Origin of the sequence: Eubacterium sp. An3 (assembly GCF_002159465.1) — a bacterium.
Lineage (GTDB): Bacteria > Bacillota > Clostridia > Lachnospirales > Lachnospiraceae > Anaerobutyricum > Anaerobutyricum stercoris.
In genome coordinates this window covers 19656-34298 of the sequence record NZ_NFIR01000007.1, presented here as the reverse complement: position 1 = coordinate 34298, position 14643 = coordinate 19656, and the positions used below count along the sequence as shown (strand labels likewise).

General features: G+C 48.3%; 13 protein-coding genes. 3 read left to right on the top strand and 10 right to left on the bottom strand.

The features are described 5' to 3' along the window. Positions 1-135: 135 nt before the first annotated feature. Entirely contained in the window at positions 136-1770 is a 1635-nt protein-coding gene (locus B5F87_RS08325; RefSeq protein ID WP_087279616.1) for a class I adenylate-forming enzyme family protein, read from the bottom strand. A gap of 253 nt (positions 1771-2023) precedes the next feature. On the opposite strand from B5F87_RS08325, the gene B5F87_RS08320 reads away from it, so the two are divergent. Together B5F87_RS08320 and B5F87_RS08315 are read left to right on the top strand one after the other, a co-directional pair. Further along, positions 2024-3208 (top strand): pyridoxal phosphate-dependent aminotransferase, encoded by a 1185-nt coding sequence (locus tag B5F87_RS08320; protein WP_087279611.1) that lies wholly within the window; start codon positions 2024-2026, stop codon positions 3206-3208. Between the two features lie 11 nt (positions 3209-3219). Continuing rightward, the gene (locus B5F87_RS08315; RefSeq protein ID WP_087279609.1) at positions 3220-4080 is read left to right on the top strand and encodes an amidohydrolase family protein; all 861 of its coding nucleotides are present in this window, start codon (positions 3220-3222) and stop codon (positions 4078-4080) included. 181 nt (positions 4081-4261) lie between these two features. Here the strand turns inward: B5F87_RS08315 and upp are convergent, their stop codons facing one another. From upp to B5F87_RS08270, 9 genes are all read right to left on the bottom strand, one after another. Further along, positions 4262-4891 (bottom strand): uracil phosphoribosyltransferase, encoded by a 630-nt coding sequence (gene upp / locus B5F87_RS08310; protein ID WP_087279858.1) that lies wholly within the window; start codon positions 4889-4891, stop codon positions 4262-4264. Positions 4892-4977: 86 nt separating this feature from the next. Beyond that, positions 4978-5964 (bottom strand): diaminopimelate dehydrogenase, encoded by a 987-nt coding sequence (locus B5F87_RS08305; protein ID WP_087279605.1) that lies wholly within the window; start codon positions 5962-5964, stop codon positions 4978-4980. 247 nt (positions 5965-6211) lie between these two features. After that, entirely contained in the window at positions 6212-7516 is a 1305-nt protein-coding gene (locus tag B5F87_RS08300; RefSeq protein ID WP_087279602.1) for a phenylacetate--CoA ligase, read from the bottom strand. Between the two features lie 67 nt (positions 7517-7583). Beyond that, positions 7584-8153: an indolepyruvate oxidoreductase subunit beta gene (locus B5F87_RS08295; RefSeq protein ID WP_087279599.1), complete on the bottom strand. Its 570-nt coding sequence runs from the start codon at positions 8151-8153 to the stop codon at positions 7584-7586. A gap of 11 nt (positions 8154-8164) precedes the next feature. Beyond that, positions 8165-9892: an indolepyruvate ferredoxin oxidoreductase subunit alpha gene (gene iorA / locus B5F87_RS08290; protein ID WP_087279596.1), complete on the bottom strand. Its 1728-nt coding sequence runs from the start codon at positions 9890-9892 to the stop codon at positions 8165-8167. Positions 9893-9971: 79 nt separating this feature from the next. Then, positions 9972-10277: a YerC/YecD family TrpR-related protein gene (locus tag B5F87_RS08285; protein WP_087279593.1), complete on the bottom strand. Its 306-nt coding sequence runs from the start codon at positions 10275-10277 to the stop codon at positions 9972-9974. Between the two features lie 223 nt (positions 10278-10500). After that, the gene (locus B5F87_RS08280; RefSeq protein ID WP_242964334.1) at positions 10501-10812 is read right to left on the bottom strand and encodes a hypothetical protein; all 312 of its coding nucleotides are present in this window, start codon (positions 10810-10812) and stop codon (positions 10501-10503) included. A gap of 197 nt (positions 10813-11009) precedes the next feature. Beyond that, entirely contained in the window at positions 11010-12200 is a 1191-nt protein-coding gene (locus B5F87_RS08275) for an ATP-binding protein (RefSeq protein ID WP_087279588.1), read from the bottom strand. 185 nt (positions 12201-12385) lie between these two features. Beyond that, positions 12386-13918: a 4Fe-4S dicluster domain-containing protein gene (locus B5F87_RS08270; RefSeq protein WP_087279585.1), complete on the bottom strand. Its 1533-nt coding sequence runs from the start codon at positions 13916-13918 to the stop codon at positions 12386-12388. Between the two features lie 221 nt (positions 13919-14139). On the opposite strand from B5F87_RS08270, the gene B5F87_RS08265 reads away from it, so the two are divergent. Next, positions 14140-14640, top strand: coding sequence for a phosphatase PAP2 family protein (locus B5F87_RS08265; RefSeq protein ID WP_158096997.1), 501 nt, complete (start codon positions 14140-14142; stop codon positions 14638-14640). The last annotated feature ends 3 nt before the right edge of the window (positions 14641-14643 follow it).

The window sequence follows — 14643 nt, the reverse complement described above, 5'->3', positions numbered from 1 at the left end:
GACTGCCATAGATACATGGACTGTCATAAAACAAATGGATTGTCATAAAAAAGAGCAGCTCTGTGATACTCAATATCTGAATATCACAGAGCTGCTTTGCTTTTTATAAATGCAATGGCCAAAGCCACATTTTCTCTATCCTCTGTTCTGCTGTGCAACCAGATGTTCTGCGCCGTATTTCTTGCGGAGAGCCGGCTTCTCGATCTTGCCGGTGGCGTTTCTCGGGACATCAGCGAAAATAATCTTTTTCGGGCGTTTATACCGCGGCAGCTCCCGGCAGAAAGCATCGATCTCCTCCTCGGTACATTCCATGCCGTCTTTCACGGAGATGATAGCTCCGGTGATCTCTCCGAGACGTTTATCCGGAAGTCCAATGACCGCCACATCCTTCACTTTGTCATAGGCGCTTAAGAAGTTCTCGATCTGTACCGGATAAATGTTTTCTCCGCCGCTGACGATGACGTCCTTCTTGCGGTCTACCAGAAAATAGAAACCGTCCTCATCCTGCATGGCCATATCTCCGGTGAACAGCCATCCGTCCCGCAGCGTCTGCGCCGTCGCCTCCGGGTCGTTGTAATAGCAGGTCATGAGACCCGGACCCTTCACGCAGAGCTCGCCCACATCACCCTGTTTTACCGTATTGCCTTCTTCATCCACAATCTTACACTCCCAGCGGTAACCCGGCACGCCGATGGCTCCCACCTTGTGAATGTTCTCCATACCAAGATGCACACAACCTGGTCCGGTGGACTCGGACAGTCCATAATTGGTATCGTAAAGATGATGCGGGAAGTATTCCTTCCAGTGCTTGATCAGAGACGGAGGAACCGGCTGCGCGCCGATGTGCATGAGACGCCACTGGTCAAGTTCATAGTCAGAGAGCTTCAGTTCTCCCCTGTCCAGGCTGTCCAGAATATCCTGCGCCCACGGCACCAGAAGCCAGACAATGGTACAATGCTCCTTTGACACAGCATCCAGAATGATCTCCGGCGTGGTGCCCTTCAGGAGGACCGCACGGCTTCCGGCATACAGACTTCCCATCCAGTGGAACTTCGCTCCGGTATGGTACAGAGGCGGGATACATAAGAACACATCGTCCCGGCTGGTCTGATGATGCTTCTGCTCCATCTGCGCCGCCTGCATCAGACTCTCATGGTTATGTAAGATTGCCTTTGGGAAACCGGTCGTTCCCGATGAAAAATAGATAGCGGCGTCATCGTCCTCTTCCAGACGGATGAGCGGCGCCTGACTGGAACAGTCCGCCACCAGCTCCATATAGCTCTCAGCAAACGTCGGACAGCCGTCTCCCACATAGATGAGCAGACGTCCCTTACTCAATTCTTCCTCAATGGACTCGATTCGTCCGATAAATTCCGGTCCGAAAAACAAAATATGCACTTCCGCCAGATCCGCGCAGTACTGAATCTCCTCTGCGGAAAAACGGAAGTTAAACGGCACGGCAATAGCTCCGGTCTTTAAAATACCAAAATAAATCGGCAGCCACTCCAGGCAGTTGAACATGAGGATCGCCACCCGGTCACCCTTTTGGATTCCGCGGCTTAACAGCATATTTGCCACCCGGTTGGCCTTCTCATCAAAAATACTCCATGTGATTTCTCTCCGATACGGCATCGGTGAAGTCTGCTGTACCAGATCGTACTCCTTCCAGGTGGTCTTTCTCGTGTCCTTCATGGTCGGATTCAGCTCTACCAGCGCCACCTCATCGCCGTAAAGCTTGTGATTCCGTTCCAGTAAATCTGTAACAGGCATATTCTTTCCCTCTTTATCACTTTAAATTTTAATACTTTTTCAATTTTATTTGTTAAAGTACTTCATCTATGTTAAAATAACATATCGGGCATAAAAAGTCAACCAAACAGCGCCCGCGTTGACAGATTCTGCTTTTTCCTCTATCATTAGAAGCAGAGTCGTCCATAGATATTTAGTATACCATATGGTATGACGGAGTCAATCTACCGGACTCCGGCTCATTTTATATTCTATAGAAAAGAGGTACTGATTTATGTTAAACGAAAGAATGGTCGAGCTGGGTACACAGCGTTCTGTGATCCGCGAGCTTTTTGAGTTTGGTAAAATGCGCGCCGCAGAGATTGGCGCAGAAAATGTATTTGACTTCTCCATCGGTAATCCGAGCGTTCCTGCCCCGGACGCCGTCAACGAGACAGCCATCAAGCTTATCAAGGAAATGGATCCGGTTCTTCTCCACGGCTATACCAGCGCACAGGGTGACGCCGGCGTACGTCAGATGATCGCAGACTCCATCAACAGACGTTTCGGCACTGCTTTCGGCGCAGATAATCTCTATGTGACTGTGGGAGCCGCCGCTGCGCTTTGCTGCTGTTTAAACGGCTTATGCAATCCGCAGGACGAGGTTATCGTTTTCGCTCCGTATTTCCCGGAATACAAAGTATTTATCGAGGGCGCCGGCGCTTCCATGACTCTGATTCCTGCCGATGTGGAAGCCTTCCAGATTGATTTTAACGCATTTGAGAAGGCGCTGAACCCGAATACCAAGGCTGTTATCATCAACTCCCCGAATAATCCGAGCGGCGCCGTTTATTCTGAGGAGACGATCAAGAATCTTGCCTCCATGCTCACCGCCAAATCCGAAGAATACGGTCATCCGATTTATCTGATCACCGATGAGCCTTACCGCGAGATCGTGTTCGGGGGCACTGTTGTTCCTTATGTACCGAAATATTACAAAAACACACTGGTTTGCTATTCCTGGTCCAAATCCCTCTCCCTTCCTGGCGAACGTATGGGCTATATCGTCGTTCCGGATGAGATGGACGACCACGAGCTCGTCTATGCGGCCATCGCCGGAGCCGGAAGGTCTCTGGGCTATGTAAATGCTCCCGGCCTGTTCCAGAGAGTATGTGCCATGTGCGCGGATATGACCGCGGACACCTCTGTCTACGAGACCAACAAGAATCTGCTCATGACAGGACTCCGTGACCTGGGATTCCATGTGGTTGAGCCGGGCGGAACCTTCTATATGTTCCCACGGACACTGGAGGAAGACGATGTGGCATTCTGCGAGCGCGCCAAAGAATACAATCTGCTGATCGTTCCAGGCGTCGGCTTCGGATGCCCGGGACACGCCCGCGTTTCCTACTGCGTACAGACAGAGATGGTAAAACGCTCTCTGGACGCTTTTGAAAAACTGGCGAAGTCCTACCGCTAGGAGATATTCGTATGATCATTGATTTTCATACCCATACATTTCCCGAAAAGATTTCTTCCAGGGTAGTAAAAAAGCTGGGGACAGCCGCCCACATCAAAGCGTATACCGACGGTTCCATGGACGGCCTGGCCGCCTCCATGGAGAGAGCCGGCGTAGATTATTCCGTGAATCTGCCCGTCATGACCAGCGCACAGCAGGTGGAGAAAATCAATACTTCCATGATCGAAGACCGGGAAGCCCTTCTCGCCAGAGGCATCATTGCCTTTGGCGGGATGCACCCGGATTACACCGACTATAAAGCAGAGATCCGGCGTTTAAAAGAAAATCATATCGCCGGCATCAAGCTGCACCCGGCCTACCAGAACATTAACCTGGACGACATCCGTATGCTGCGCATCATCGACTGCGCCGCAGAGGAAGGGCTCATCATCCTGACCCACGCCGGCATGGATATCGGCATCTACGACCGGAACTACTGCAGCGTGGCGCATATCTTAAAGGTAATCGACGAGCTGCATCCGGACAAATTTGTGCTGGCTCACATGGGAAACTGGGATTTCTGGGAAGATGTGGAACGGGATCTGGCCGGCGCGCCGGTCTGGCTGGACACCGCCTTTTCCATCGGGCCGATCACCAAAAACCCGGCCACCGATGAACCGCCTTACGAGGAAATGAATCTTTACGACGAAGACTTCGTCCGCCTGTGCCGCAAACACGGCACGGACCGCATCCTCTTCGCCACCGACTCGCCATGGCAGGATCAGGCCGACTACATCAGCCGCATCAACGCCATGGAGTTCAGCGACGCAGAAAAAGAGCAGATCTTCGCAGGAAATGCGATGTCACTCCTTGGGAGGGAAATGTTTTCATAAAACAAAAACTGCTGCAAAACATGGCTCCGATACATAATACACGAGGGTTGAATTATCCCGTCTCTGTATTGTGTATGGCGCTGAGTTTTGCAGCAGTTTTTTAATTTGTGATAATCAATCAATGATATGAATTGCTGCCTGTAAATGTGCAGGAAATTCATCAACATACTATCATTATATTTTATTCCGTTCCAAAAATCCTGTCGCCGGCATCGCCCAGTCCCGGGCAGATGTAGGCGGCTTTATTTAATTCCCGGTCCAGGTGTCCCACGTAGATCTCCACGTCCGGATGCGCTTCTTGCAATGCCTTTAGGCCTTCCGGCGCCGCGATGATAAAGAGACATTTGATGTTCTTTCCGCCTCTCTGTTTGATAAAATCTACGGCTGCCACGGCGGAACCGCCGGTGGCAAGCATCGGGTCGACCATGACCACCAGACGCTCCGAGATGGATTCCGGCAGCTTGCAGTAATATTCATGCGGTTTGTGGGTCTCCGGATCACGGTAAAGACCGATGTGGCCGATCTTGGCTGTCGGCACCAGAGTGGTGATTCCGTTGACCATTCCAAGACCCGCGCGCAGCACCGGCACTACCGCCAGCTTCCTTCCGGAGATTACCGGAGTCATGCAGCTCTCAATAGGAGTCTCGACCTCGACTTCCTCCAGGGGAAGATCACGGAGAGCTTCGTATCCCATCAGAATGGCAATCTCTTCCACGATTTTGCGAAATTCACTGGTTCCGGTATGTTTGTCCCGCAGACGGGATATTTTATGCTGGATCAACGGATGATCCATAATATATACATTTTTCATATGTTTTCCCTTTTTATTTGTGCCGGCAGCAATCTGCCGACACCTTCCGATATGTTGATACATTTATTGCAACAAATATTTGCTCCCTACAGCATGGAAGCCCGCAGTTCCCCGCCGCTCTTGCTGCTTAAGTATGCCGGCGCGATATCAAATACGGTCTTGCATCCGCTCTGTCCTTCTTTGTGCAGGCGGTAAGCCGCTCTTGCATAGGCAACCAGCACGCTGGATGTAAATTCCGGATTGGAATCCAGTTTCAGGCTGTACTCGATGAGATGGCTGTGCTCGCCGTCCCAGCCGGTCTTACCGCTGCGCAGCACAAAGCCGCCGTGAGGGATACCGCTGTGGTTCTTGTCCAGTTCTTCCTGGCTGATGAAATGTACTGTGGTATCGTAGTCAGAGAAATAGTTCGGCATAGTCTTGATCTCTTCCTCTACCTTTGCGGCGTCTGCTCCTTCCTCCAGGACAACAAAGCACTCGCGGGTATGTTTCTGACGGGTGGTGAGCTCCGGATTCTCTCCGTTTCTCACTGCGTCAAGAGCAGCCTCCACAGGAATGGTGTACTGTTTCGCATCTTTGACGCCTTCCACTCTCCGGATAGCGTCAGAATGTCCCTGGCTGACACCTTTTCCCCAGAAAGTATAGTCATTGCCTTCCGGCAGGATAGCGTTGGCATAGAGACGATTTAAGGAGAACATTCCAGGATCCCAGCCCACGGAAATGATACCTACTTTGCCGCTTTCCTTCGCAGCCGCATCCACATTGGCAAAATGCTCCGGAATCCGTGCGTGAGTATCAAAGCTGTCCACCACATTGAACATGGACGCATATTTCGGTGTCTGCTCCGGCAGATCTGTTGCGCTTCCGCCGCAGAGAATCATGACATCAATTTTATCCTTCCACTGCTCTGCTTCAGACACACTGCATACTGCCACGTCTTCTGTCAGAACAGAAACGGTCTTCGGATCTCTTCTTGTGAAAACTGCCGCCAGTTCCATATCCGGATTCTGTCTGACCGCGCACTCGATTCCTCTTCCCAGATTACCATATCCCATAATTCCGATTCGTATACTCATAATTCGTTCCTTTCTTTCATACAACGTACTTTTCTTTTTTTACCGCTGTCTATTATAACACAGGACAAAACACTTGTGTTTTTCATTTTTATTAAATAATTCCATAAAACAAATCTACGCCCGGAATCTTTCAGATATCCGGACGCAGCATTGTTATCTTTTTTTGTCAAATAAATCTTCCATTGACATTTTTACATTTTTTAAAATCTGACTCTGTGACGAAATCAAAAATACAGTTCAGCAAGTACTATTTGTACAGATCACGTTTGTCGATAACACGAACCGCCTTGCCTTCACTTCTTGTAATGGTTTTTGGCTCTACTACTTTAACATCCACCTTAATGCCAAGCATAGACTTCAGTCCTTTAACGACCTTGCTTTCTCTCTGCGCCACAGTTACGGAAGTATCCTCAGCCATCTCCGGCGTCAGCTCCACCTGCACCTCGCAGGTATCATTGTTTCCTACACGGTCAACAACGATCTGATAGTTTGCCTGATAGCCCTGATTGAGAAGTACGGACTCAATCTGAGACGGCCATACATTGACGCCCTTGATAACCATCATGTCATCGCTTCTTCCCATCGGCTTATGCATGCGGATGTGGGTACGTCCGCAGGAGCAAGGCTTTCTGGTCAGATAGCAGAGGTCACGGGTGCGGTAACGGATCAGCGGAAATGCTTTTTTTGTAATACAGGTAAATACCAGCTCACCGATCTCTCCTTCCGGAAGAACCTCTCCTGTATCCGGATTGATGATCTCAGGAATGAAGTGGTCTTCCTGGATGTGCATGCCTGCCTGTTCCTCACACTCAAAAGATACACCCGGGCCGGAAATCTCTGTAAGACCGTAAATATCATAGGCCTTAATTCCTAAAAGATCCTCGATATTGTGACGCATTTCCTCTGTCCAAGGCTCAGCACCGAAAATACCGGCTTTTAACTTAAGCTGATCTTTTAATCCTCTCTCTTTGATAGTCTCTCCGAGATTCGCCGCGTAGGATGGAGTACAGCAGATGATGGTGGAACCAAGGTCAGTCATAAACTGCAGCTGTCTCTCCGTATTACCGGAGGACATCGGCAGAGTCAGGCAACCCACTTTATGGGAACCGCCGTTCAGACCAGGGCCACCGGTAAACAGACCGTAGCCATAGCAGACATGGCACACATCTTCATTTGTACCACCGGCAGCCACGATAGCTCTGGCGCAGCATTCTTCCCAGACATCCAGATCTTCCTGGGTATAGAAGGCAACCACACGGCGCCCTGTAGTTCCGCTGGTGGACTGAATACGCACACAATCTTTAAGCGGCACACCGAGAAGGCCATACGGATACTGATCGCGAAGGTCATCCTTTGTGATGAACGGAAGTTTATGCAGATCTTCGATTCCATGGATATCCTCCGGTTTCACACCGGCCTCATCCATACGATTACGGTAAAATTCCACATTTTCATAGACAAACTTTACCTGTTCTACCAGTCTTTCACTCTGAAGCGCCTGAATCTGTTCTACAGGCATCGTTTCAATTTCCGGCTGATAATATCTTTTCATTTTTCAACTTCTCCTAATCTGTTAATTTATTTTATATACGGGACTGTTTCCCGTACCACACGTTTTATTACTTGCCCCGACCCAGGTCAAACGCTTTTAAATTAAGCTCAACAAACTTTTCCGGAACACATTCCCGAATTGCCTGCTGCCATTTTTCCACAGGCATATCAAAGTATCTGGAAAGACGTCCCATCAGTACGATATTGACTGCTTTGGAGGAGCCTGCTTCATTAGCCAGACTCAGGCAGTCCATGGCGTCCACCTTAATGCCAAGGGCTTCCATCTTTTCCACCAGATCCGCCGGATACTCTGCCGCTCCGGTGATAACAGGCATTGGGTCAACCTCCTGGGTATTGGTGACGATCCTGCCGTCTTCTCTCAGATACTCCACATAGCGGGCAGCTTCCAGCTTCTCAAAAGAAACGATGAAATCCGCCTCGCCCTTGTCAATGATCGGAGAATACACCTTATCTCCGAATCTTACATATGTAACAACGCTTCCGCCCCTCTGGCTCATACCGTGAACCTCGGAAACCTTCACGTCATATCCTTCTGTTAATAATAAATGTCCAAGCAGCTTGCTGGCCAGCAGGGAACCCTGTCCGCCTACGCCGACAATCATAATATTTTTTGTCATTTTACACCCTCCTATGACTGTAATGCATCGAATTTACATAACTGCTGACAGACGCCGCAGCCCACACATAAGGTCTCGTCGATGACTGCCTTCTTGTTCTTGATGCTGATGGCCGGACAGCCCAGACGCATACAGGATTTACAGCCGACACAATTCTTCTCTTCCACTTTCAGAGGAGGATTATGTTTTACATATTTTAAGAGCGCGCAAGGACGGCGGCTGATGATAACAGACGGCTCGTCCGCAGCCAGTTCTTCTTTCACAACTTTATCGCAGGCCGCCAGATCATATGGATCCACAACCACAACCCGATTGAATCCCATGGAACGGCACAGACTCTCCAGATCGATCTTGCCGGCAGGATCGCCTTTGATATTGTATCCGGTGGTCGGATTCTGCTGATGGCCGGTCATACCGGTGATGGAGTTATCAAGGATGATAACCGTGGAATTACTCTGGTTATACGCGATATTGGCAAGACCAGTCATACCGGAATGCATGAAAGTGGAATCACCGATAACCGCAACCGTCTTTCCTTCGCTTTCCTCGCCGAGCGCCTTATTAAAACCATGAATGGCGCTGATGGAAGCACCCATACACAGAGTCATCTCCATGGCGGACAATGGCGCAACGGCACCCAGAGTGTAGCATCCGATATCGCCGAGAACTGTACATTTATTCTTGGATAAAGTATAGAACAGACCTCTGTGCGGACATCCGGCACACATTACCGGAGGTCTTCCCGGCAGAACCTCTCCCAGCTCTTTGTGAGCAGGAACCGGAACACCCAGCTTCTCCGCAATGAGATTCTGTGAAAACTCTCCTTCCATCGGAAGCACATCCTTGCCTGTGACAGCAAGACCCAGCTGTTTACAATGATTCTCAATGATCGGATCCAGCTCTTCAATGATCACAAGCTTCTCTACCTTGGAAGCAAAATCAAGAATCAGCTTCTCCGGAAGCGGATTAATCATACCCAGCTTCAAAATGCAGGCATTATCCCCGAACACTTCCTTGGCATACTGATAGCTGGTGGAAGAGGTGATGACGCCGATCTTCGTATCTCCCATCTCCACCCGGTTAAACTCACAGTCTTCCGCATAAGCGATGAGCTTTCTGGTACGCTCCTCCACAATCGGATGACGACGGATAGCGTTACCCGGCATCATAACGTACTTGGCAATATTCTTCACATATGGTTTCGGATCCGGCATCACTCTCTCGCCCGGCTCCACCACGCTCTGGGAATGAGCCACGCGGGTACACATCTTGATGATGACCGGTGTATCAAACTCTTCGGAAAGCTCAAATGCTTTCTTGGCAAACTCATACGCCTCTCCTGAATCCGACGGCTCCAGCATCGGAATCTTGGACGCGATAGCGTGATGGCGGGAATCCTGTTCATTCTGAGAAGAATGCATACCGGCGTCGTCCGCCACGCAGATGACCATACCCGCGTTCACACCGGTGTAGGAACAGGTATATAACGGATCTGCCGCCACATTTAATCCCACATGCTTCATACCACAGAAACTTCTCTTTCCCGCTAAAGACGCGCCAAAAGCAACCTCCATGGCAACCTTCTCATTCGGCGCCCACTCACAATATATCTCGTCATATTTGGCCGCTTCCTCTGTCACCTCGGTACTCGGCGTACCCGGATAACTGGAAACAACGCTGCATCCGGCTTCGTACAATCCTCTGGCAAAAGCCTTATTGCCCAGCATTAATTCTTTCATACTTGTATCCTTTCTGTTACATAAATTTACAGCGATAAAATCGCTGCATGTGTGTAAAGGGAATCTCTGGAATTATTCTTTATTCTTCTTCATCCTCATCATCGGGCAGCCTGTCCAGAACTTCTCCAAGACATCCCGTACCGTAATTCATCATACGATTCACCCGGCTGATCGTCGCTGAGCTGGCGTTGGTCTTCTGCATAATCTCCGTATAGACCTTCTCCTGCCTGAGCATTTTTGCCACCTCAAACCGCTGCTCCATGGAGCGAAGCTCTGTCACTGCACAGATATCTTCAAAAAAATTGCAGCACTCTTCCAGGTCCTTTAACTCTAAAATCGCCTTATACATGCCTATCTTCCGCTCTTTCGGAGCTCTTTTACCCATAGAAATCCCTTCCTTTTGCGTAATATGTGTTTATTGTAACATTTTTTTGTGATTTAGTAAATCATAAATTAAAAGTTTAAAGGGGTAAAGAGACAAGGCGAAGACAGGCTCCGGAGAATAGAAATGTATTGGAAATGGAGCAAGCGGGGCGCAAATGGAAAGAGTGAGCCGGGGAAGCTCACTCTGTAGTGGGTGTAATATACGCACTATATGATACCGTTCATTATGATATGGCCTGATTCAGTTTTTCACTGTGTTCAGCCACTACCCTTTTTAACAGTTCCACATCCGACGTCACGCCCTCCATCCTGTCAGCAGCATTTTGATACCGCTCGTAGGTGGCGACATAGCAGGATTCTATGTTCTGTAATCGCGGCAAAATATTATGTTCCAGGATTGCTTCAATCTTAGTCAACCTTTTCTCGATCGGCTTCATCTTCGCATCTAGTTTGGAATCCAGCTTAGAATCCAATTTGGCATCAAGCTTATCATCAAGCATATTCGAAATTGCCAATAATAATTCGTTATCAGACATTGTCATCATCCAGTGTTGCGCGTATTGTATATGTCATTAGTTTATATTATTTATTATAACAAATATTGCAGAATCGTCAATGATAAATTAAATGCTTTTTCACCGGAAGATGATGACGAAGAATAAGAAAATAGAGTGAGCAATATCTACTCACTCTACATTTTCCTTAATCTGGTTTACAAAATATTTGTCTTGCATTATTGTTCATCACACCATTGCTGATATTCATCCAATCTTTTTATAAAGCCATCAAATTCCGGGACAGTAAAATCCAGTTCTTTATATCTGACCGGATATATTATTCCTTTACTGATAAGCTGTGCTCGTATTGTCGAAATAGAAGAAACTTTTTTGTCCATATTCTTTGCTACATCAGAGATAGTACATGGCAGTTCGCCACATTTTACCATGGCAAAAATAAAAATCTTATCCTTTTCCGAACAGCGTTCATATCTCACTTTAAAGAAGCCCGTATCCAAAGTTTCAAAAAATTCATTGATATTATCGTCAACGTCTTTTCTATTTATCGGACTATGGTCTACATTTTGAAATACAATCTGACACAGCTGCTGGATAAAAAATGGGTATCCTTTTGTAATATCCGTTATTGTATCGACAGCCTCATCCGTATAATCTATATTCATCTGCTGTGCGGGAATTTTGATGGCACGTTCCGACTGTTCCCGATTTAACGATCCAACAATTTTGTACATGAACAATCTCTCAGAGTATGATTTCTCATCAGATAACATTTTAGATATTTTAGGCAGTCCTGCGCCAATAACCATAATCGGATACCCTAACTGGTTTGTACGATGCAATGCTGCAATCAGGGAACCAAGCTCCGTTTGTTTCATATACTGCATTTTATCGATAAAAAAACACAATGGTGTTTTTGCTTTATATGCTGTCTCGCCAATCGCCGTAAGCACTTCTGTCATACTCTGTGTGAGATTATTTGTCTGATACAATTCCCTCTCCTGAACCGACAAAGAAAATGTATTTTCATTCGGATCAAAAGACACAACCAATGACTTCAACGCATCCAATGGTTTTTGAATAAGATTTTTAAACTTTTCTTTTGCACTTACTTTTCTTAAAAATAATTGAGAGCATGCAGCAATTTTTGAAATAAAATCATTGGAATCTTCTATTTCTATATATTGGCAAAACACATCTTTATCTTCAGCAATACGCTGCAGCTTATTTAATAAAACTGTTTTTCCCACACCGCGCAATCCGCTGAATACGATAGACTGTGTCGGAATATTCATATTTAATGCATCAAAAATCTGACTAACATTCTCAATTTCTTCATCTCTTCCCGCCAAATATATTGGAGCCAGCCCTGCTCCAGGCCTGTAAGGATTAACTTTAAATTTAAACAACGATATCACCGCCTTTATACCTACTATCACATGTTTCCACGCATATGTCAACTAATTTAAGCTTATCTACGCATCTTACCGCAAAAAAATTCCTATAACTTTTTTACAAAAAGATAAAGGCAGAAGAAAGTTATTTCCTCTGCCTTCAAAATCAGGTATCTGTCCGTTCTCTGTCGGGAATCTTTCTACCCTTCTTCTCCCACCAGGTGCTTCAGCTCTTTCACGCTCTCGGTCTGGTCGGCGGTCTGGTGGCTGGCTTTGCCGGCGTAGTTCTTAACAAAGGTCTGGGCTTTGTTTACCGGCTGTCTGGTGCCGGCGCCGGCGACGCAGCCGCCCGGGCAGGCCATGCCTTCCAGGAGGTAGCCCTGGTAGCGGCCGGCTTTGGCGAGGGCCATGAGTTTTTTACATTCTTTCAGGCCTTCGGCGTTGGCCACCTGCATTTTGTGGTCCGGATATTTTTTGGCGATGACGTCGGCAACGGCGCGGGCTACACCGCCGGATACGGCGAAGGCACGTCCGTCGGCGGAGGAGTCGTTGACGCCGCCCGGCAGTTCTTCGATGGTATTTAAGTCGATGCCGCGGGCCGCGAAGATTCCGGTCATTTCTTCAAAGGTCAGCACAAAGTCAACTTCACTGCGGACTGCCGGGTCCATAGCCTCAAGTTTTTTAGCGGAGCACGGACCGATAAATGCCACTTTAGAGCCCGGACGGGTATGTTTGATCAGACGGGCGGTCAGGGTCATCGGCGTGAGAGCCATGGAAACACAGTCGGCGTAGTCCGGGAACTCTTTTTTTGCCATGGCGGACCAGGCCGGACAGCAGGATGTCGCCATGAACGGCAGTCGTTCCGGTACATTTTCCATGAAGTCGTCGGCTTCCTGCACGGCACATAAGTCGGCGCCGATGGCCACCTCAAATACGTCGGTGAAGCCCAGCTGCTTGATGGCGGCACGAAGTTTTCCGGAGGTCACTTTCGGGCCGAACTGTCCCACAAAGGCCGGCGCAATGGCGGCGTATATCTTTTCACCGGACTGGATGCCCCGGATAATCTGAAAGATCTGGGACTTGTCGGAGATGGCGCCAAACGGACAGTTTACCAGGCACATACCGCAGGAAACGCATTTATCATAGTCGATTTCCGCCTTGCCCTGTGAGTCGGAATGGATGGCGTCCATGCCGCAGGCCGCCGCGCACGGGCGTTCCTGGGTGATGATGGCGTTATAGCTGCAGGCCGTCGCACAGCGGCCGCATTTGATACATTTGTCCTGATCGATGCTGGCTCTGCCGATGGTGCGGTCCAGATGCACCGCGTCTTTCGGGCAGACTTCCATACACGGATGAGCGAGACAACCCATGCAGCCCTCGGTGACGATGAGACGCTTCTCCGGGCAGGCGTTGCAGGCAAACTTGATAATATTGATCAGCGGAGGTGTGTAGTAAGTCTCCGGACGGTCCGCTGCTTCCACGTCCTCGGATATCGGCGCCTGGTTGCCGGCGTCGCGGCACGGCAGGCCCATGGCAAGACGCACTCTCTCTCCTACGATGGCTCTCTCCAGGAACACGTCATTTCGGAAGTTCGCCACGTCCCCAGGGATGATCTCGTACGGGATTTTCTCAATATGCTTTTCCACAGACGCCTCTTCCTGATAGGCCATTTTGGCTACCTCTGTAAAAACCATATGACGGATATCCTGTATTCTTGTCTCGATTCCTCTCATAAATATTTGTCCTCCTATCTCTCTTTATTCTTCTTATTTTAAAATAAGTATTATATGATGCATAATGCAATACTGTCTTAATAATACCTTGTTTGTAAAGATTTTAAAAGCATTTCTTGTCTTTTTTTACTTTCTGTTTTTGTGCATTCTGCTAATTGATGAACATTTTTCAGCAGTATATAATAAACGGGTATTTATCATGCACATCGAGGAGAAAATGTATGAATTCTGATTTTTACGCAAAAATAATGCGTCCGTTTCAGACGCATCCCGGTTATATATCTATTATAAATGTTTTGAACCGCATCCTGACTCTGGCGGGTTTTCTTTTTTATCCCGCTCTGCTGGTATGGATGGCCGTAATGCTCGACAAACGGTTCTTTGCGTTTCTGTTTCTTCCGGCGTTTTTCTTTCTGGCCATGAGCCGGATACGGAAGCTCATCAACAGCCCGCGCCCTTACGAAGTATATGACATACAGCCTCTGATTGCCAGAGACGGCCACGGACAGTCTTTTCCAAGCCGACATGTGTTCTCCATCTTTCTGATCGGCACACTCTGGTGCGGCACTCTGATGCCAGCCGGCATCTTTCTTCTTTCGTGCGGAATACTTCTGGCAATGATTCGCGTTATCGCGGGGGTTCATTTTCCGAAAGATGTCCTCTGCGGTGCTGCACTCGGCATTTTCTGCGGAGCGCTGACATTGTTTATCAGCGCTCTGTAGAAG